This is a genomic window from Croceicoccus sp. Ery5 (assembly GCF_020985325.1).
Taxonomy (GTDB): Bacteria; Pseudomonadota; Alphaproteobacteria; order Sphingomonadales; family Sphingomonadaceae; genus Croceicoccus.
Genome location: NZ_CP087587.1, coordinates 3241030 through 3260608, shown reverse-complemented (window position 1 = coordinate 3260608; position 19579 = coordinate 3241030). Strand labels below are relative to the sequence as shown.

Below are 19579 nucleotides of genomic sequence, written 5' to 3'. Positions count from 1 at the left end.
ACGCATAGGGCGCAAGCAAGCGGAGGTATCGGACAATGGGCAAGCGGATCGTGGTCACCGGCGCTGCGGGGGCCTTGGGCAAGGCAGTGATCGCTGCGCTGACATCGCAGGGCCATGACATTGTCGGTATCGACATTGGCGACGCACCCGAAGGGGCGGGCGCTTTCGTCGGCGGCGTGGACCTGACCGACGAGGCATCGACCCGCTCCGCGTTCGAGCGGATTGCCAGGGACGGGCCGATCCACGGCCTTGCCAATATTGCGGGCGGTTTCGTCTGGGAAACCGTGGCGGACGGCGATCTGGCCAGCTGGCAGCGCATGTTCGCGATGAATGTGGTCACCGCTCTCAATGCCAGCCGCGCCGCGCTGCCCTTTCTGGGATCGGGCGCATCGATCGTGAATATCGGCGCCGCCGCCACGGCAAGGGCCGGAACGGGCATGGGCGCCTATACCGCCAGCAAGTCCGGTGTTGCCCGCCTGACCGAGGCTTTGGCCGAAGAGGTCAAGGACAGGACCATTCGCGTCAATGCGGTGCTGCCCTCGATCCTCGACACGCCTGCGAACCGCGCCGACATGGGTGAGGCGGATGCGGATAAATGGGTGAAGGGAGAGGAACTCTCTGCCGTGATAGCCTTTCTGCTGTCGGATGCCGCCAGCGCGGTGACGGGGGCCAGCATTCCGGTTACGGGCCGCGTCTGACGCGGCCGTCCGACCCGCGATACGAGGCGGTCAGGCCGCGCGCTCTTCCAGTCCGGCGCGGTCCACGATCACCACTTCGCGGCGCGAGGGCAGGTCGATCAGCCCGTCGGCCTTCATGCGGGTAAACTGGCGGCTGACGGTTTCGATGGTCAGTCCCAATACATCGGCGATCTGCTGACGCGACAGCGGCAAAACCAGCAATTGCGCATGGTCAAGCTGCGCGGGGGCCGCATCGGCCAGCCGGTCGGTCATTTCCAGCAGAAAACTCGCCAGCTTTTGCTCCGCGCTCATCCGGCCCAGCAACAGCATCCAGCGGCGGGTCCGGTCAAGCTCTGCCAGCGTGCGTTCCAGCAGGCGGTGTTCCAGCCGCGGATGTTCGCGGGCAAAGCGGTCGAAATCCTTGCGTTCGAACACGCACACATGCGCATCGGTCAGCGCCTCGACCCCATAGGGTGTCGTCTCGCCAAAGGGGCGGCCAAGAAAGTCGGACGGATAGACAAGGCCAAGGATCTGCGCGCGTCCGTCGGCGGTCTGCGTCGACAGTTTCAGCACACCCTCGATCACATTGGCGACCAGAACGGCTTCTTCGCCTTCCCACAGCAATTGCTCGCCCGCTTTCAACGCGCGGCGGCGGCCAATGCCGTTCAGCAGGTCGATCTCTCCATTATCGAGATCGGCACAGATCGCGCGATTGCGGATCGAGCATGCCTCGCAAAAATGGCGCGCGCGTTGCTGGGTAGTGGCCGACATCGCGCAGCCAATACCCGCTGAAACCGGTTTGGGCCAGTAAAACCGGCAAATGCGGGCGGTTAGACTTTGGTCTGGTCCAGATCGTCGAACCGGCCGTAACCGCCGCGGAAGAACAGCAGCGGGCCGACATCGCGCTCGGTCGTCAGGCTGACGACGCGGCCCAGAACGATCAGATGATCGCCCGCATCGATCTCGTTCTCGATGGTGCACTCGATGGTGGCGACGACATCGTCGAGCACGGGCATGCCGTGGTCGGACAGGCGGTGCGCGATATCGTGGAACTTGTCTTCCTTGCGGCTGGCGATCCGCTTGCACAGTTCCAGCTGGTCCTCGCCCAGAACGTTCACGCAGAAATGCCCGCAATCGCGCACTTGCGGCCAGCTGCTGGATCCCTTGCCGACATAGAACGCCACCAGCGGCGGGTCGAGCGAGACCGAACCAAAGCTGCCGACGACCAGCCCGACCGATCCGGCCTGTTCATGGGTTGCGGTGATCACGCATACGCCGGTGGGGTAATGGCCCAGCACGGTCCGGAAATGGGCCGGATCGATCTCTACGTCGATATGGGGCGTGTCTTGCGTCATCCCTGCTCCTTTGCCGTGCGCATGGTGCCATTCATGTTCCAAGGCGCTTCCCTTGGGGCGCGCCGCGCGATAGGTCGCGGGCCATGTCGCATAAGTTCCGCCCCCAGACAATCGTGCTTTCCCTTGTGGCGGGAGCGTTGATCGCGGCCCTGATCGCTTGGTGGTCAGTGTCCTTCGATGCATCGTCCGGGGATGAAGCGGGGTCCGGCCCCGTCGTGCTGGCAGCGGCAAGCATGCATGACGCGCTGGAGGATGCCGCCGATGCATGGGCGGCGCGCGGCCATGCGCGGCCTGTGCTGTCCTTTGCCGCCAGCTCTGTCATGGCACGCCAGATTCAGGCGGGCGCGCCTGCCGATCTGTTCGTTTCGGCGGACGAGGAATGGATGGACGTGCTGGAGGAGAACGGCCTGCTGGTCGCCCGATCGCGGGCCGTGATGGCCAGCAACAGCCTTGTGCTGATCGCGCCCGCCGCGTCCGGTGTGGCGCTGGAACCCGCCGCCGGTTTTCCGCTGGCCCGTGCGCTTCATGGCGGGCGGCTGGCCGTCGCGGAAACGCAAAGTGTGCCCGCGGGCCGCTATGCCAAAACGGCGCTGGTTCATCTGGGCGTGTGGGACAGCGTGGCCGACCGGCTGGCCCCTGCCGAAAACGTGCGCGCGGCCTTGCAACTGGTGGCGCGCGGTGCGGCGCCTTTGGGTATTACCTATGCCACCGATGCCCTGTCCGAACCTGCCGTGCGGATCGCGGGCACATTTCCCGCGTCGAGCCATCCGCCGATCCTCTATCCCGTGGCGCGGGTGAGCGCGGGCGAGCACCCCGATGCAGAGGCGTTTCGCCGGTTCCTGCTGTCTGACGAAGGCGCGGCGATCCTTGCCCGCCATGGTTTTGGACCTGCCGCTTAATGGGCGGGCGGTATAGGGTGCGCGCATGCTGACGCCTGCCGAATGGCAGATCGTGGCGCTATCGCTGCGCGTCAGCCTTGTGGCGATCGCCGCCGTGCTGCCGCTGGCCTTCGCGCTCGCTTGGCTGCTGGCGCGGCGGCGGTTTCCGGGCATGGTGCTGATCGACGCGCTGGTGCATCTGCCATTGGTGCTGCCGCCGGTGGTAACAGGCTATTTGCTGCTGCTGGCGTTCGGGCCGCAGGGGCCGGCGGGCAGGCTGGCGAAAAGCTTGCTGGGCATCACATTCTCGTTCCACTGGACGGGCGCGGCCCTGGCGGCGGCGGTGATGGCCCTGCCGCTGATGGTGCGGGCGATCCGGTTGTCGATCGATGCGGTCGATACGCGGCTGGAAAGCGCGGCACGCACGTTGGGCGCGGGCCGGTGGGACGTGTTCCGGCGAGTGACCCTGCCGCTGGCCGCACCGGGCGTGCTGGCGGCACTGGTGCTGGGCTTCGCGCGATCGATCGGCGAGTTCGGGGCGACGATCACCTTTGCCTCGAACATTCCGGGCGAAACCCGCACCCTGCCGCTGGGCATCTATACCGCCTTGCAGGTCCCGGGCGCAGAGGGAGAGGTGGCGCGGCTTGCCATGATCTCCATCGCATTGTCGCTGGCGGCGCTGGTCGCGTCCGAATGGCTGGTGCGGCGGGGCACCAACGGCAAGGGGCGGCCGGTATTGTGAGCGGTGCGGCCTTCGACATCGATATCGCGCTCGACCGGCCCGACCGCCGGATCGCGGTGCGCATTGCCGCCAGCGGTAATCTGGTCGCGCTGGTCGGCCCGTCGGGCACGGGCAAGACCAGCGTGCTGGACGCCATCGCAGGGCTGCTGCGGCCCGCGCGCGGCCATATCGCGGTGGGCGGCACCACGCTGTTCGATGCGGCAGCGCGGATCGACCTGCCGCCCGAACGGCGCGGCGCAGGCTATGTGTTTCAGGACAGCCGCCTGTTTCCGCATCTGACCGTCGAACAGAACCTTCGCTTCGGAACGCGCTATACGGCGGGGCAGGTGCCTTTTGCCACGGCAGAGGAATGCGCCGATCTGCTGGGCATCGCCCATTTGCTGCATCGCCGCCCGCGCGCATTGTCGGGCGGGGAAATCCGCCGCACCGCCATCGCCCGCGCCCTGCTGCGCGCACCGCGGTTTCTGTTGCTGGACGAGCCGACGGCCTCTCTCGACGATGCGCGGCGGCAGGATATCTTGCGCATTGTCGAGGAAATCCGCGACCGTGTCGCGCTGCCGATCCTGTATGTCAGCCATGACCGCACCGAAGTGGACCGGCTGGCGGGCCATGTGGTCGAACTTTGACGACGGGCCGGTTCAGTCCGATCCGAACAGGTCGCGGGTGAACACCTTGTCCTTCACATCGGCGATATCGGCAGTCATGCGATTGGCGATGATCACGTCGCATTCGCGTTTCAGCGTATCCAGATCGCGGATCACTTTCGAACCGAAGAAGCTGTCTTCTTCCATCGCCGGTTCATAGATCACGACCTCGATCCCCTTGGCCTTGATCCGCTTCATGATGCCCTGAATCGAGGATTGGCGGAAATTGTCCGATCCCGCCTTCATCACCAGCCGGTAGACGCCGACCTTGCCCGGTTTGCGGGCGATAATCTGGTCCGCCAGGAAATCCTTGCGCGTGCGGTTCGCGTCCACGATCGCGCGGATCAGGTTTTGCGGAACTTCGGAATAATTGGCCAGCAGCTGCTTGGTATCCTTGGGCAGGCAATAGCCGCCGTAACCGAAGCTGGGGTTGTTATAATGCCCCCCGATGCGCGGATCGAGGCAAACCCCGTCGATGATCTGGCGCGTGTCCATCCCGCCCGCGATGGCATAGCTGTCCAGCTCGTTGAAAAAGGCGACGCGCATGGCAAGAAAAGTATTGGCGAACAGCTTGATCGCCTCCGCCTCGTTCGCGTCGGTGAACAGCACGTCGATATCGGTTTTTTCCGCGCCCTCGACCAGCAGATCGGCGAAGATGCTGGCGCGTTCGGACCGTTCGCCCACGATAATCCGCGAAGGGTGAAGATTGTCCCACAGGGCGCGGCCTTCGCGCAGGAATTCGGGGCTGAAAATCACCTGTCCGGTCCCCAGCCGCTGGCGCACGTCCTGTACGAAGCCGACGGGAATGGTCGATTTGATCACGATGGTCGCATCGGGCGCATGTTCGGTCGCGGTGCGGATCACGGTTTCGACCGATGACGTATCGAATTTGTTCGTATCGACATCGTAATTGGTCGGCGTCGCCACCAGTACGAAATCGGCCCCTTGCAGCGCCTCTGCCGCATCCAGCGTCGCCGTCAGCTTCAACGGCCTTGTGGCGAGAAATTCCTCAAGCTCGGCATCGATGATGGGCGATTTGCGGTCGTTCAGCATGGCCACCCGCTCGGCCGAAATGTCGACGGCCACGACATCGTTATGCTGGGCCAGCAGCACCGCATTCGACAATCCGACATAGCCGAGGCCAAAGATCGCGATCTTCATTCGGGTATTCTCACCTGTTTTATCCGCACCGTCGACGCTGCACAACGACTGAACGGCCATTAGAAACGAAAGGCAACAGCAATAAGACAATCACGGCCCCGATGATACACGGGGTTTTGCAATGCGTGGCGGCCATGCAGCATAACGGACACGTCAACCTGTTCGCAAATGTTTGACCTGTTTTCTACTGCATTGCAAAATATCATGAACTCGGTTGCCTCATCGAATCCTCTTTCCTATGCTGCGATGCGAAACGGAATATAATTCCGGCCGGCGCCGGACCTGCGGCAATTCGGGGCCTGATGATGAACGTGCAGCGCGGGAATATCTTGCAACGAAAAGGTATCGTGCTCGCAGGTGGCTCGGGCACGCGCCTCTATCCGCTGACCAAGGGCGTTTCCAAGCAATTGGTGCCCGTTTACGACAAGCCGATGATCTATTACCCGCTCGCCGTGCTGATGCTGGCGGGCATCCGCGAAATCCTGATCATCACCACCCCGGAAGACCAGCCGCAGTTCCAGCGCCTGCTGGGCGACGGGTCGGCATGGGGTCTTTCACTTGAATATGCGGTGCAGCCCAGCCCCGACGGGCTGGCGCAGGCATTCCATATCGGTGCCGATTTCGTAAAGGGCCACCCCAGCGCGCTCGTGCTGGGCGACAATATTTTCTATGGCCACGGCCTTCCCGAACAGCTTGCGGCCGCCGATGCGCGGCGCGACGGGGCCAGCGTTTTCGCCTATTGGGTGGCGGACCCGGCGGCCTATGGCGTCGTCGGTTTCGATGATGAGGGAACGGCCACCAGCCTTGAGGAAAAGCCCGCCAGTCCCAAGTCGAACTATGCGGTGACGGGGCTGTATTTCTATGACGATACGGTCGTCGACCGCGCCCGCGATCTCAAGCCTTCTCCGCGCGGAGAGCTGGAGATTACCGATCTCAACCGGCTCTATCTAGACGAAGGGGCCCTGTCGGTGGAAATCATGGGCCGCGGCTATGCATGGCTCGACACAGGCACGCACGGATCGCTGCTGGACGCGGGCACCTATGTCCGCATTACCGAGGAGCGGCAGGGCCTGAAAATCTGTTGTCCCGAAGAGATCGCGTGGCGCAAGGGCTTTATCGGCGACGACCAGCTGCGCGCCATTGCCGAGCCGCTCAAGAAATCGGGCTATGGCCATTATCTGCTGCGCCTGCTCGATCACGGTTTGCGGTAAAGGGGCGGCGCGATGAATATCGTCGAAACCCGCCTGCCCGGCGTGCTGATTATCGAGCCACGTGTGTTCGGGGACGAACGCGGCTTTTTCATGGAAAGCTGGAACAAGGCCCGCTTTGCCGAGGCGGGGCTGGACATCGACTTTGTGCAGGACAACCATTCGCGGTCCAGTCGCGGCGTGCTGCGCGGCATGCATTTCCAGAACCCCGGCCCGCAGGGAAAGCTGGTGCGCGTCGTGTCGGGCGCGGTGTATGACGTGGCGGTCGATCTGCGCCGGTCTAGCGAGACTTTCGGGCAGTGGTTCGGGGTGGAGCTGAGCGCGGCCAACCACCGCATGTTGTGGGTGCCCGAAGGGTTTGCCCACGGGTTCCTGACCTTGGAGGACGGAACCGACTTCCTCTACAAATGTCGCGGCGCATACGATCCGTCGGCCGAACATTCGCTGGCGTGGGACGATCCCGATGTCGGCATCGAATGGCCGCTGGACGGTATCGAACCGATCGTATCGGCCAAGGACGCGCAAGCTGCGCCGCTGGGGCAGGTGGAGGCGTTTGCATGAGGGTCGCGGGCGCGTGAAAATCCTGATCACCGGCGCGAACGGACAATTGGGCAGGGCGCTGGTGGCGACCGCGCCCGATGGTCATGCGCTGGCCGCGCTGACCCGCGCCGATATGGATCTGGCCGACGCGGACAGCATCGCCGCTGCCATGGCGGCACACCGGCCCGATGTGGTCATCAATGCCGCAGCCTATACCGCCGTCGACAAGGCCGAGAGCGAGCCGGAAACCGCGCAGCGGATCAATGCCGATGCGGTGGGCCTGTTGCGGCGGTGCTGCGCCGAAACCGGTGCGCGACTGGTGCATGTTTCGACCGATTTCGTGTTCGACGGGGGCGCATCTCGCGCCTATTGCGCGTCCGACATGCGCAATCCGTTGTCCGCCTATGGCCGCAGCAAGGCAGCCGGAGAGGATATGGCGGGCCCCGACGCGCTGATTGTGCGCACTGCCTGGGTCTATGCAGCGGGCGGTGCCAGCTTTGTCGCAACCATGCTGCGCCTGATGCGCGAGCGGGAGGAGATCGGGGTCGTCGCAGACCAGATCGGCGCGCCGACATGGGCAAGCTCGCTCGCCCGCACGATCTGGGGGCTGGTGGCAGGCGGTGCCAGCGGTATCCACCATTTCTCCGACGCAGGGGTCGCAAGCTGGTACGATTTCGCGGTTGCCATCGGCGAGGAGGCGGCCGCCATCGGGCTGATCGACCGGACTATCGCCGTCAAGCCGATCGCGACCGCCGATTACCCCACGCCCGCCGTGCGACCCGCTTTCTCGCTGCTCGACAGCCGGGAGACGCGCAAGGCCGCGGGCGTCGATCCCGTTCACTGGCGCCAGAACCTGCGCCTGATGCTGCAAGAGGTGAAAGCGCTTGGCTAACCTGCTCGTGACCGGCGGGGCCGGCTTTATCGGCGGTAATTTCGTGCATTACTGGCGCGCGAAATATCCGGACGATGCCATCGTCGTGCTGGATGCGCTGACCTATGCCGGCAATCGTGAGACCATCGAGCATGTCCGCGATGTCGAGCTCGTCGTTGGCAATATCTGCGACACGGCCTTGGTGAACCGGCTGCTGGATGACCGCGGCATCGACACCATCGTCCATTTCGCGGCGGAGAGCCATGTCGACCGGTCGATCAGCGCGCCGGACGACTTTATCGAGACCAATGTGATCGGCACGCACAGCCTGTTAAAGGCCGCGCGCGAGCAATGGGTGGAAAAGGGTTCGGGCCGCCCGCACCGTTTCCACCACGTTTCGACGGATGAGGTTTACGGCTCGCTCGGCCCCCATGATCCGGCGTTCAGCGAGACGACGCAATATCGGCCGAACTCGCCCTATTCGGCGTCGAAGGCAGGGTCCGATCATCTGGTGCGCGCCTATCACCATACTTTCGGTCTGGAAGTGACGACCAGCAATTGTTCGAACAATTACGGTCCGTATCAGTATCCCGAAAAACTGATCCCGCTGTTCCTGCTGAACGCATTGTCGGGCAAGCCACTGCCGATCTATGGCGACGGCATGAATGTGCGCGACTGGCTGCATGTTGAGGATCACTGCCGCGGGATCGAGGCGGTGCTGAAAAACGGCACGCCGGGCGAAACCTATAATATCGGCGGCGGGCAGGAGCTTCCCAACCTCACCGTGATCGAGGAAATCTGCCGCGGCGTCGATGCGATTTTCGCTGCCGATCCGGCGCTTGCCCAGCGCTATCCCGATGCGCCCGCGGCCAATGGCCAGCCGACCGACACGCTGAAGACCTTCGTCACCGACCGCAAGGGGCACGACCGCCGCTATGCGATCGACGAAACGAAAGCGCGCGAGGAAATCGGCTATGCTCCCAGCCGCGATTTTCCGACCGGCTTTGCCGAAACATTGCGCTGGTATCTGGACAACGAGCCGTGGTGGCAGGCGCTGCTGGCCAGGCAGCACTGATCGACGAAGGGAGATTGCATGCAGGCCTGGACTCCGAACCTCATCATGCCGGGCGTGGCCAAATGCGGCACCACCACGCTTTACGACCTGCTGGTCACCCATCCCGAAATCACCGGCGGCAAGGAAAAGGAAGTCCGCTTCCTGATGGATGAGGGCGACGATCTTTGCCGCGAAGCCAATATCCGCAGCAAGGGTCTGGAAGGCTGGGCCGATGAATATGCCGATGGCGGGAAGGGGCCGTTCAAGGTCTGGCTGGACGCATCGCCGCAATATCAGTTCCAGAAGACCGCTTTCGACACGATCGCGGCGCTCGATCCGCAGCCGGTCGTGGTGTTCATGTTCCGCCGTCCCTCGGCGCGGCTGTTCTCGCTTTATCAATATTGCCGCTATCATCAGGGTTCGGTGCCCGAGATCGAGAGTTTTGCGCAGTTCATCGATCATTTGCGCGCGCCGACATCGGCCAATTTCCAGCGTCAGAAAATGCTGAAAAACGGCTGGGAGGACACGCGTTTCGACCGTTGCATCGAGAAATGGAGCGGTATCGTCGCTGCGGACAGGCTGATCTTCACCTCGGCAGAGGCGCTGAATGCGGATCGCGATGCGGTTTTGGCGGGCATTGCCAAGGCGACCGGCATCGATCCGGCGGGTTTCGATCCCGATGCGCCGCGGCAATCGAACCCCACGGTTCGCATCAAATCGAAATGGCTGGCCAAGACCGGCGGCAAGATCGCGCGACGTCTGCCCAACAGCGGGCCGATCCGCAAGATCAAGGACATGGCCAAGGCCTATAACAGCGGCAGCATCGACAAGAGCGAGAAGGCGGAAAATGCCGAATTGCTGCGGCAGCTGGACATCGAATTCGCGCCCGCCATCGCGGCGATGCAGGCGCGCAATCTGTTGCCGCAGGCGCAATGATTTTGTCGCGCGCCATGGGGTGCGGAATGGGAAGGACGGGTTTTGGCGGACGATAATACGGTTCTGATCACCGGTGCGGCGGGCTTTATCGGTGCGGCGCTGGCAAAGGCGCTGATGGACCGGGGACAGCCGGTGCTGGGGATCGACAATCTGAACGATTATTATCCGGTCGCGCTGAAACAGGCGCGGCTGGCGACATTGCGCGATGAATTCGCTGACCGCTTCGCGTTCGAACAGGTCGATTTTTCCGACCATGCCGCGCTGGAAAAGGCGCTGTCCGGCCGCGATTTCGGCGCCATCGTGCACCTTGGGGCGCAGGCGGGGGTGCGATACTCGCTGGAAAATCCGCGCGCCTATGTCGCGTCGAACCTTGCAGGCCATGTCAACATGCTGGAAGTCGCGCGGGCGCGGCAAGTGCCGCATATGGTCTATGCCAGTTCCAGCTCGGTCTATGGCGGGAACGAGAAATTGCCCTTCACGGTCGAGGACAGGGCGGATCATCCCGTCTCGCTTTATGCCGCGACCAAGCGCGCGGACGAGCTGATGAGCGAGACCTATGCCCATCTGTTCCGCATTCCGTTGACGGGGCTGCGCTTTTTCACGGTCTATGGCCCGTGGGGCCGACCGGATATGGCGATGTGGAAGTTTGCCGAGCGCATGTTCGATGGCCGCCCCATCGACGTTTACAACAATGGCGTGATGAAGCGCGATTTCACCTATATCGATGATATCGTATCGGGGGTAATCGGCTGTCTGGATCGCCCGCCCGCCGATGACGGTCGGCCAAAGGCAGGCGGCAGCGTGAAGCCGCACGCGCTGTATAATATCGGCAATAACAAGCCCGAACAGCTGATGCGCCTGATCGAAGTGCTGGAAGACGCCTGCGGGGTAAAGGCGATCAGGAACATGATGCCGATGCAGCCCGGCGACGTTACCGCGACCTATGCCGATATTGACGCGCTGACCCGCGACACAGGCTATCGCCCGACCACGCCCATCGAAACCGGCGTGCCGCGCTTTATCGACTGGTATCGCGCCTATCACCGCATTCAGGCACGTTAGTGTAGTCGTTCGGGTTCAGAAGCTAAGCCCGAACCGCTTGCGCAGCTTGCTCTTGATCCGGAACATCAGCGGCGGGCGGGGCCAGCGCATTTTCAGCAGCGCCTCACGTTCCAGTTTTCGAACAGCCCGTGGCGGTTGAGAATGTAGAAATAAACCTGAACCGACTGATCGAGGCGGTCCTGCTGCTGGGCACCGGCTATTGCGTATGGAAATTCGCAGGCGGCGGCGACACGAAAACAGCCGCCCGGCGCTAAAACCTAGAACGCCTTTTCATGCACCAGAACGCGCACCGTCAGCAGCATGATGTAAAGATCGCGCCACGGGCTCCAGTTCGCGATATATTCCAGATCGGCCTGAAGGCGCATGGACAGGTCCATTTCGCAATCGGTCGCGCCGCGATAGCCGCGGATCTGGGCCAGACCGGTCAGGCCGGGGCGCAGCGAATGGCGATGCCAGTAACGCACGTCGACTTCCCAGAACAGCTTCTCGCCAGCCTGCGAGCCGAGCGCATGAGGCCGAGGGCCGACAAGCGACATGTCGCCCTTTAAGACATTGAGGAGCTGCGGCAATTCGTCGATACTGGTCTTGCGGATGATCCGCCCGATCGGAGTGATCCGGTCGTCATCGCGCGACGCCGACTGAATCCCGTCGGCATCCGAGCGCGCCACCGTCATCGAACGGAATTTATACATGCCAAAAAACCGGTTGCCGCGCCCCATGCGCCGCTGGACAAAGAACACCGGCCCGCCGTCCTGCAGCTTGATCAGCAGGGCAACCACCAGCAACAGCGGGGCCAGAACGATGAGCGATAGGGCGGCGACGCTAAAGTCGATAAAGCGTTTTACCGCGCGATTGCGCAGGTTCAGCGGTTTTGCCGAGACGATCATCGAGGTAAAGGTCTTGTGCTGCCGCAAACCGATGGCGCCAAGTTCGCGCCCCACTTCGGTCACCACCTCGCCATCGATGCCGGCTGCGCGAAGGAAAAACGCCCAATGCTTGCGCTTTTCCATCGGACAGCTGACGATGACCCGGTCCATATTCTCAACATAGCGGCCCAACCGGTCGAGCGCGCGGGGATCGTCGAAACCGATATCCAGCCGGTTGTCGCCCACATTGACCGTATAGGCATGCGGCGAGGCCACTTTCGGCCCGCCATCGTCGATGATTAGAACGTTTTGCGCACCCGGACCCCAGTTCGACCGGACGTATCGCACGATAAAGATGCGCAGTGCCGACATCAGGAGGATCGACAGGGCCGTGCCGACGGTAAAGGCGATGCGCGAGAAATCTTCCGACATCTTGGCATAGAAAGTGACGAAAAGCAGCAAGCCGGTCGCCAGCATGATCGCGGAAATGACGCGCGAAATCGCAAAGCTGGCGCGCGTCAGCGCCTGCGCCGAATAGGTCCGGTTATAGAGCGCCAGCACGGCGAACATGGGCATCAGCAACAGCGCCTGCCGCATGGCTGTCGGCAACAGGAAATTGCCTTCGCGCAGTGCGCCCGAAATCATGAACGAGCCCATGATAATCATCAGATCGCACAGGGCCATCAGCAAATAGGTCTGCAGCCGCAGCCGTTCGAGCGACGGTGCAAAAGGCCGGATGGCAGTGCCGCGCCACGGCGAAATGTTCACATGTGTGTTCATCGCATTGGCATCTCCGGCGGGCACGCGACTGTCGAGGCGATTGGCGCTTGCCATTCTATTGGCTGCAAACCCCGGTACGGCCTGTCTGAAATTTCCATTTCGACATCGTGAAACTACCTTTTGCAGCAAGCTTCCAGTGCATTAACTGCCTTGCGCACAGATAGTCGCGACCGGGCGCTCCGAAAATGTGGCGAAACGTTGTTGACGGCGTAAATCTGCGCACCCATGGCAGACACATCGGTATGCTGCGTGTCGAATATTCCATGTTGGGCCTATGTTGCGATGCGGTATCGTCCGACTTCATAACCGAATTCAATAGCCTTAGATCGCATAGTCTTGCCATTAACCCTAATTTTCTCCGGCTGTTAGGATCGGGCTTCGGCACACAAAAGCGGCGATCAGCAAGTCCGGTGCGGATGTTAACCTTCTATCCCGATGAATGGCGTCGTCATTGACCGGCTGCGGCTTGTCCCGCGCTCTGGCGCTTGGAAAACGGTCGGCCCTTGAAACCAGAACGGCTTTACGCCACGGACGCGGTAAAACAGACCGGTCCGTCCTTCGGGCGGTGAGAGGAATTTATGCGCGCGACCCCCGATTTCGACTTTGCCCTTGGCGAAACCGCCGAGATGATCCGCGAAACGGTGTCCCGTTTTGCCGACGAACAGATCATGCCGCGCGGCGACCGGATCGACCGGGACGACGCATTTCCCCGCGATCTGTGGCAACCGATGGGCGATCTTGGCCTGCACGGTATCACCGTGGACGAACGCTGGGGCGGGCTTGGCCTTGGCTATCTGGAACATCTGATCGCGGTCGAGGAAGTGTCGCGGGCCAGCGCATCGGTCGGCCTGTCCTATGGCGCGCATTCGAACCTGTGCGTGAACCAGATCCACCGCTGGGCCTCTGACGCGCAAAAGGACAAATATCTGCCAAAGCTGGTCAGCGGCGAGCATGTCGGTTCGCTGGCGATGAGCGAAGCCGGTGCGGGCAGCGATGTCGTGTCGATGAAATTGCGCGCCGACAAGGTCGATGGCGGCTGGAAGCTGAACGGCACCAAGTTCTGGATCACCAATGCCCCCTATGCCGATGTGCTGGTCGTCTATGCCAAGACCGATCCCGATGCAGGGCCGCGCGGCATTACGACTTTCCTGATCGAGAAGGACTTCGCCGGTTTCTCGATCGGCCAGAAGATCGAGAAGATGGGCATGCGCGGATCGCCCACGGCAGAGCTGGTGTTCGACGATTGCTTCGTCCCCGACGAGAATGTGATGGCGGGCGTGGGTGAGGGCGTCAAAGTGTTGATGAGCGGCCTCGATTACGAGCGTGTGGTGCTGTCGGGCGTTCAGCTGGGCATCATGCAGGCCTGCCTTGACGTGGTGATCCCCTATCTGCGCGAACGGCAGCAGTTCGGCAAACCGATCGGTTCGTTCCAGCTGATGCAGGCCAAGCTGGCCGACATGTATGTCGCGCTGCAATCGGCGCGGTCCTATTCCTATGCCGTGGCGCGCGCCTGCGATGCGGGGCAGACGACGCGTTTCGACGCGGCGGGCGCGATCCTGTTGGCCAGCGAAAACGCGTTCCGCACCGCGAACGAAGCGGTTCAGGCGCTGGGCGGGGCGGGCTATACGCTCGACTGGCCGGTGGAGCGGTTCCTGCGCGATGCCAAGCTGCTGGATATCGGCGCGGGCACGAACGAGATCCGCCGCATGCTGATCGGGCGCGAATTGCTGAAAGACTGAATTACGCGCCGCTGCCCAGCTGTCGGCGTAAAATGCCGATGGCGGGATGGTCGAAACCGCCCTGCGATCCCCGAATGCGGGCAAGGCCGATGGTGCGGCGATGGTCGAACCCCCTCATGGGGACCATCGCGACCTCGCCGCTGCGATAGCATTCGGGCATCAGCGTAATGCCCAGCCCGCTGGCGACCAGTTGCAGCATCCTCTCGTCATTGTTCGACCGGAACGCGAAATGCGGGCGCACGCCGCGCTGGGTGAAAAAGCGGCTGGTTTCCGACAACACCTCGCAATGGCGGCGCACGAACATCACGTCCTGCGCCACCTGATCGGCTTCTACCATATCCGTCTGTGCCGCGGGGTGGCTGCGGGGCAGGGCAAGCGCATAGCCTTCGTCAAACAGGGGCTCTTCTTCAAAACGGTCGCTGCCCGTGCCGGTCAGCATCAGCGCGCAATCGACCCGCCCGCGCGTCAATGCGTTGGCCAGTTCGCGCTGCGTCCCTTCGACCAGTTCGACCATTGCGTCGGGCGCTTCGGTTTGCAGCGCGGCCATCGCCTGCGCGATCAGGCTGAACGGCACGCTGCGCAGCAGGCCCAGACGCAACATCGGTTCGCCCTTCCGTTCGCTGGCGGCGTGCATCGCAAGGTTGAATTCGTTTTCGATACTGCGCGCATGCGACAGGAAACGCGCGCCCGCGCCGGTCAGCTGTACGCGGCGGCTGTTGCGGATAAACAGCTGCGTTCCCAAATCTTTTTCCAGCTTGGCGATGCCCACCGACAGGGTCGGTTGCGCCACATTGCAATGCGCCGCCGCGCGCGAGAAATTGCCGTGATCGGCCACGGCCAGAAAATAGCGGAGCTGATAGCGGTCAATCATAGACGACATCTATCGTTTGTATTCGTGACTTTCAATTTTGTCCTGACCGGCGGCTGATTTAGAACCCTGCGCAAAGGAGAGTTCGATGCCTGTAACCCCGACCTGTGGCCGCGCTGCCCCGCGCCTTTCCCACGCGCGACCAATCTGTGTGCCCGTCATCAGGCTGCCGGGCGCCTGATGTCGGCCCCTGTCCTGACGACGAAGCTCGACCGGGAGAGCCCCGAGGCGAAGCAGCGCGCCGCGCATAACCGCGCTTTGGCCGAAGAACTGCGCGCAAAGGTCGCCAAGGCCGCGCTGGGCGGTTCGGAACGCCACCGCACCCGCCACGTCAGCCGAGGCAAGCTGCTGCCCCGCGACCGGGTGGAACGCTTGCTGGATCCCGGTTCGCCCTTTCTGGAAATCGGACAGCTGGCCGCCAATGGCATGTATGAGGGCGATGTCAGCGGCGCTTCGATGATCGCGGGCATCGGCCGCGTATCGGGTCGGCAGGTGATGATTGCCGCCAACGATCCCACCGTGAAAGGCGGATCATATTATCCGATGACGGTGAAAAAGCACCTTCGCGCACAGGAAATCGCGCAGGAAAACCGCCTGCCCTGCGTCTATCTGGTCGACAGCGGCGGCGCGAACCTGCCCTATCAGGCCGAAGTCTTCCCCGACCGCGACCATTTCGGCCGCATCTTCTTTAACCAGGCGAATATGAGCGGCATGGGCATCCCCCAGATCGCCTGCGTTATGGGAAGCTGCACCGCGGGCGGCGCCTATGTTCCGGCGATGAGCGACGAGACGGTGATCGTGCGCGAGCAGGGCACGATCTTTCTGGCGGGCCCCCCGCTGGTCAAGGCCGCGACGGGCGAGGTCATCAGCGACGAGGATCTGGGCGGCGGCGATCTGCACGCGCGCAAATCGGGCGTGGTCGATCATCTGGCCGAGAATGACGAGCACGCGCTGACCATCGTGCGCGATATCGTCAGCCATCTGGGGCAGAACACCGGCGCTGCAAAGGATGTAAAACTGCGCGAACCGCGCCCGCCGAAATTCGATGCCGAAGACCTCTATTCCATCATCCCCGACGATGTCCGCGCGCCTTATGACGTGCACGAAGTGATCGCGCGGCTGGTCGACGGCAGCGAGTTTCACGAATTCAAGCCGCTGTACGGCAATACTCTGGTCTGCGGTTTCGCGCATATCTGGGGCATGCCGGTGGCGATCCTTGCCAATAATGGCGTGCTGTTTTCCGAAAGCGCGCAAAAGGGTGCGCATTTCATCGAACTGGCCTGCCAGCGCCGCATTCCGCTGCTGTTCCTGCAAAACATCTCCGGCTTCATGGTGGGCGGCAAGTACGAGGCAGAGGGCATCGCCAAGCATGGCGCAAAGCTGGTGACTGCCGTCGCCACCGCGCAGGTGCCCAAGATCACCGTGGTCATCGGCGGCAGTTTCGGCGCGGGCAATTACGGCATGTGCGGCCGTGCCTATTCCCCGCGCTTCATGTTCACATGGCCCAATGCGCGGATCAGCGTGATGGGCGGTGAACAGGCCGCCAGCGTGCTGGCCACCGTGCACCGCGACGCCGCGACCTGGAGCGAGGAGGACGCCGAGGCGTTCAAGGCCCCGATCCGCCAGAAATACGAGGACGAGGGCAATCCATATTATGCCACCGCGCGTCTGTGGGACGACGGGGTGATCGATCCGGCGCAAACGCGCGACGTGCTGGGCCTTGCGCTTTCGGCTACGCTCGAAGCGCCCATAGCCGAACGCGCCCCGTTCGGCGTTTTCAGGATGTGACGATCATGACCCTTGCTCTTATCGCTTCCGCCGCGCTGGTCCTGTCTGCCAATGCCGCCGTCCCGCCCCCCGCCGAAGGGGACGATCGCACGGCCATCCTTGCCACCGTCAATGCGCTGTTCGACCGGCTGGGCACCGCGAATGGCGAAGAATTCCGCGAAGTGATCGCGCCCGAAGGCATGATCTTCATCCATAACCGGATGGAGCCCGACGCCCCCAAGCTGCTGATCCGGTCCAACGCCATCATGACCGACCGCGAAGGGCCGGACGAGCATATGCTGACCGAGCGGATGGGCATTCCCACCGTGTTGCAGCACGGCGATATGGCCCATGTCTGGGCGCCCTATGCCTTTTGGATCGACGGCGAGAAATCGCATTGCGGCATCGATTCCATCTCTTTGTCGCGCAGCGAGGGCGTGTGGCGCGTGACCAATATGACCTATTCGGTTGAACCCGTCGCCCAATGCGCCGCACTGGGCGCGCCGGAGAATCCCGAATGATTGCCAAGCTTCTTATCGCCAACAGGGGCGAGATTGCCTGCCGCATCATCCGCACCGCACGCGCCATGGGCGTGGCGACGGTCGCGGTCTATTCCGATGCCGATGCCAAGGCGCTGCATGTGCGCATGGCGGACGAGGCGGTGCATATCGGCCCGTCGCCCGCCGCCGAAAGCTATCTGGTGGGCGAAAAGATCATTGCCGCAGCGCAAGCGACGGGGGCAGAGGCGATCCACCCCGGTTACGGCTTCCTGTCGGAGAATGCCGGTTTCGCGCAAGCGGTGATCGACGCGGGGCTGATCTGGGTGGGGCCCAAACCTGCCAGCATCAGCGCCATGGGGCTAAAGGATGCCGCCAAGAAGCTGATGCGCGAGGCTGGCGTGCCGGTGACGCCCGGCTACGAGGGCGAGGATCAGTCGGTCGAGCGCCTGACCGCTGAAGCGGATAAGATCGGTTATCCGGTGTTGATCAAGGCCGTCGCGGGCGGCGGCGGCAAGGGGATGCGCAAGGTGGACGCGCCCGCCGATTTCGCCGCCGCGCTGGAAAGCTGCCGCCGCGAGGCGAAGGCCAGCTTCTCGAACGACGAGGTGTTGCTGGAAAAATGGATCACCTCACCCCGCCATATCGAGGTGCAGGTGTTCGGCGACAGCCACGGCAATGTCGTCCATCTGTTCGAGCGCGACTGCTCGCTGCAACGCCGCCACCAGAAGGTGATCGAGGAAGCACCCGCGCCGGGCATGGACGAGGCGACGCGCGAAGCGATCTGCGCCGCCGCCGTGCGCGCGGCCAAGGCGGTCGATTACGAAGGCGCGGGCACCATCGAATTCATCGCAGACGCGTCCGAAGGGCTACGCGCCGACCGCATCTTCTTCATGGAAATGAACACGCGGCTGCAGGTCGAACATCCGGTGACCGAGGAGATCACAGGCGTCGATCTGGTCGAATGGCAATTGCGCGTCGCGAGCGGCGAACCGATCCCGCTGAAGCAGGAAGAGCTGTCGATCAATGGCTGGGCGATCGAGGCACGGCTTTACGCCGAGGATCCGGCGAAGGGGTTTTTGCCGAGCACGGGAACGCTCCAAATGCTCGATCTACCCCGATCGTGTCGTATCGAGACCGGCGTGCAGGAAGGCAGCGAAGTTTCACCGTTTTACGATCCGATGATCGCCAAGATCGTCGTGCATGAAGAGGGCCGTGAGGGGGCGATTGCCGCGATGGATAGCGCCTGTCGCGCCGTCGCGGCATGGCCGGTCAAGCATAATGCATGGTTCCTGAGCCGTCTTATGCAAATGGATGAATATATCGCAGCGACCATGACGACTGGCTCTATCGGAGATCATCTTGATGGCCTTACTGCAGAACCAGTGCCGTCGCAGGAACTGCTGGCGGCGGCAGCGAACGATGCATTTTTTGCCAATGTCTCGTGGGATGACACCGACCGCGCCAAGGGGCTGGCGGGCTTCAGGCTCAACGGTGCAGCGCGTTGTGGTGCATCTCTGTTGCTTGATGGTGAGCGGGTTGAAGCGCCGCTGGATTTCGATCTGAGCGATGCGTTTTTTGGTGCCGAACATAGCTGGTGGAATACTGCCAGTAACGCGTACACAGAAAACGGTGCTGCATTCACGGTAAAACCGTATCGTTCGGAAGGCACCGGCCACCATTCCGCCGCCGATGGCGCGATCCTCGCCCCCATGCCGGGCAAGGTCATCGCGCTCGACGTGGCCGAAGGCGATAGCGTCATCGAAGGCCAACGCCTGATGGTGCTGGAAGCCATGAAGATGGAGCACGCGCTGACCGCGCCCTTTGCGGGCACGGTGCGCGATCTGGCTGCCAGTGTCGGCGGGCAGGTCGAGGTGGAGGCGATGCTCGCGCGGATCGAGGCCGAGGAAGGCGAGTGACCGGCGCGGGTTGAA

The 19579-nt window shown here is 62.8% G+C and carries 19 protein-coding genes; 14 read left to right on the top strand and 5 right to left on the bottom strand.

Annotated elements, in window-relative coordinates:
* Positions 1 to 35: 35 nt before the first annotated feature.
* Positions 36 to 698, top strand: coding sequence for an SDR family oxidoreductase (locus LOZ74_RS15570; protein ID WP_230291927.1), 663 nt, complete (start codon positions 36 to 38; stop codon positions 696 to 698).
* Positions 699 to 728: 30 nt separating this feature from the next.
* Here LOZ74_RS15570 and LOZ74_RS15565 read toward each other — a convergent pair whose 3' ends face one another.
* On the bottom strand, positions 729 to 1448 hold the full coding sequence (locus LOZ74_RS15565; protein ID WP_230291926.1) for a Crp/Fnr family transcriptional regulator: 720 nt from the start codon (positions 1446 to 1448) through the stop codon (positions 729 to 731).
* Positions 1449 to 1507: 59 nt separating this feature from the next.
* Positions 1508 to 2032, bottom strand: a complete 525-nt coding sequence (locus LOZ74_RS15560) for a flavin reductase family protein (protein ID WP_230291925.1) — start codon at positions 2030 to 2032, stop codon at positions 1508 to 1510.
* 83 nt (positions 2033 to 2115) lie between these two features.
* Between LOZ74_RS15560 and modA the strand changes: the two genes are divergently transcribed.
* Genes modA through LOZ74_RS15545 form a run of 3 tightly spaced genes read left to right on the top strand, consistent with a single transcriptional unit; the run spans position 2116 to position 4278 of the window.
* Positions 2116 to 2931 carry a molybdate ABC transporter substrate-binding protein gene (gene modA / locus LOZ74_RS15555; protein ID WP_230291924.1) on the top strand — a complete coding sequence of 272 codons (816 nt, stop codon included), beginning with the start codon at positions 2116 to 2118 and terminating at the stop codon, positions 2929 to 2931.
* Positions 2932 to 2956: 25 nt separating this feature from the next.
* Complete coding sequence (gene modB / locus LOZ74_RS15550) at positions 2957 to 3652, top strand: molybdate ABC transporter permease subunit (RefSeq protein WP_230291923.1); 696 nt, start codon at positions 2957 to 2959, stop codon at positions 3650 to 3652.
* Entirely contained in the window at positions 3646 to 4278 is a 633-nt protein-coding gene (locus tag LOZ74_RS15545; RefSeq protein WP_230293925.1) for an ATP-binding cassette domain-containing protein, read from the top strand. The genes modB and LOZ74_RS15545 overlap by 7 nt, the downstream gene beginning before the upstream one ends.
* A 12-nt stretch (positions 4279 to 4290) precedes the next feature.
* On the opposite strand, the gene LOZ74_RS15540 is transcribed toward LOZ74_RS15545, so the two are convergent.
* Positions 4291 to 5457, bottom strand: coding sequence for a nucleotide sugar dehydrogenase (locus LOZ74_RS15540; RefSeq protein ID WP_230291922.1), 1167 nt, complete (start codon positions 5455 to 5457; stop codon positions 4291 to 4293).
* Between the two features lie 302 nt (positions 5458 to 5759).
* Between LOZ74_RS15540 and rfbA the strand changes: the two genes are divergently transcribed.
* From rfbA to LOZ74_RS15510, 6 genes are read left to right on the top strand one after another with little or no spacing between them, the layout of a single operon-like run.
* Complete coding sequence (rfbA, locus tag LOZ74_RS15535; protein WP_230291921.1) at positions 5760 to 6668, top strand: glucose-1-phosphate thymidylyltransferase RfbA; 909 nt, start codon at positions 5760 to 5762, stop codon at positions 6666 to 6668.
* Between the two features lie 12 nt (positions 6669 to 6680).
* Positions 6681 to 7226 carry a dTDP-4-dehydrorhamnose 3,5-epimerase gene (gene rfbC, locus LOZ74_RS15530; protein WP_230291920.1) on the top strand — a complete coding sequence of 182 codons (546 nt, stop codon included), beginning with the start codon at positions 6681 to 6683 and terminating at the stop codon, positions 7224 to 7226.
* Positions 7227 to 7239: 13 nt separating this feature from the next.
* Entirely contained in the window at positions 7240 to 8097 is an 858-nt protein-coding gene (gene rfbD / locus LOZ74_RS15525; RefSeq protein ID WP_230291919.1) for a dTDP-4-dehydrorhamnose reductase, read from the top strand.
* Complete coding sequence (rfbB, locus tag LOZ74_RS15520; RefSeq protein ID WP_230291918.1) at positions 8090 to 9151, top strand: dTDP-glucose 4,6-dehydratase; 1062 nt, start codon at positions 8090 to 8092, stop codon at positions 9149 to 9151. The genes rfbD and rfbB overlap by 8 nt, the downstream gene beginning before the upstream one ends.
* 18 nt (positions 9152 to 9169) lie before the next feature.
* A complete protein-coding gene (locus tag LOZ74_RS15515; protein WP_230291917.1) occupies positions 9170 to 10066 on the top strand; it encodes a hypothetical protein in 897 nt (298 codons plus the stop codon).
* Positions 10067 to 10108: 42 nt separating this feature from the next.
* The gene (locus LOZ74_RS15510) at positions 10109 to 11128 is read left to right on the top strand and encodes an SDR family NAD(P)-dependent oxidoreductase (protein WP_255673823.1); all 1020 of its coding nucleotides are present in this window, start codon (positions 10109 to 10111) and stop codon (positions 11126 to 11128) included.
* A 257-nt stretch (positions 11129 to 11385) separates the two neighbouring features.
* Here LOZ74_RS15510 and LOZ74_RS15505 read toward each other — a convergent pair whose 3' ends face one another.
* Positions 11386 to 12828, bottom strand: a complete 1443-nt coding sequence (locus LOZ74_RS15505) for an exopolysaccharide biosynthesis polyprenyl glycosylphosphotransferase (protein ID WP_230291916.1) — start codon at positions 12826 to 12828, stop codon at positions 11386 to 11388.
* A gap of 524 nt (positions 12829 to 13352) precedes the next feature.
* On the opposite strand from LOZ74_RS15505, the gene LOZ74_RS15500 reads away from it, so the two are divergent.
* Positions 13353 to 14513, top strand: a complete 1161-nt coding sequence (locus tag LOZ74_RS15500) for an isovaleryl-CoA dehydrogenase (protein ID WP_230291915.1) — start codon at positions 13353 to 13355, stop codon at positions 14511 to 14513.
* 1 nt (position 14514) lies between these two features.
* Here the strand turns inward: LOZ74_RS15500 and LOZ74_RS15495 are convergent, their stop codons facing one another.
* Positions 14515 to 15384: a LysR family transcriptional regulator gene (locus LOZ74_RS15495; protein WP_230291914.1), complete on the bottom strand. Its 870-nt coding sequence runs from the start codon at positions 15382 to 15384 to the stop codon at positions 14515 to 14517.
* Between the two features lie 177 nt (positions 15385 to 15561).
* Here LOZ74_RS15495 and LOZ74_RS15490 point away from each other — a divergent pair, with 177 nt between their 5' ends.
* The 3 genes from LOZ74_RS15490 to LOZ74_RS15480 are packed head-to-tail and all read left to right on the top strand — an operon-like array spanning position 15562 to position 19564.
* Positions 15562 to 17169, top strand: a complete 1608-nt coding sequence (locus tag LOZ74_RS15490) for a carboxyl transferase domain-containing protein (protein ID WP_230291913.1) — start codon at positions 15562 to 15564, stop codon at positions 17167 to 17169.
* 5 nt (positions 17170 to 17174) lie between these two features.
* A complete protein-coding gene (locus LOZ74_RS15485) occupies positions 17175 to 17669 on the top strand; it encodes a nuclear transport factor 2 family protein (RefSeq protein WP_230291912.1) in 495 nt (164 codons plus the stop codon).
* Complete coding sequence (locus tag LOZ74_RS15480) at positions 17666 to 19564, top strand: biotin carboxylase N-terminal domain-containing protein (protein WP_230291911.1); 1899 nt, start codon at positions 17666 to 17668, stop codon at positions 19562 to 19564. Before LOZ74_RS15485 ends, LOZ74_RS15480 begins: the two co-directional genes overlap by 4 nt.
* The last annotated feature ends 15 nt before the right edge of the window (positions 19565 to 19579 follow it).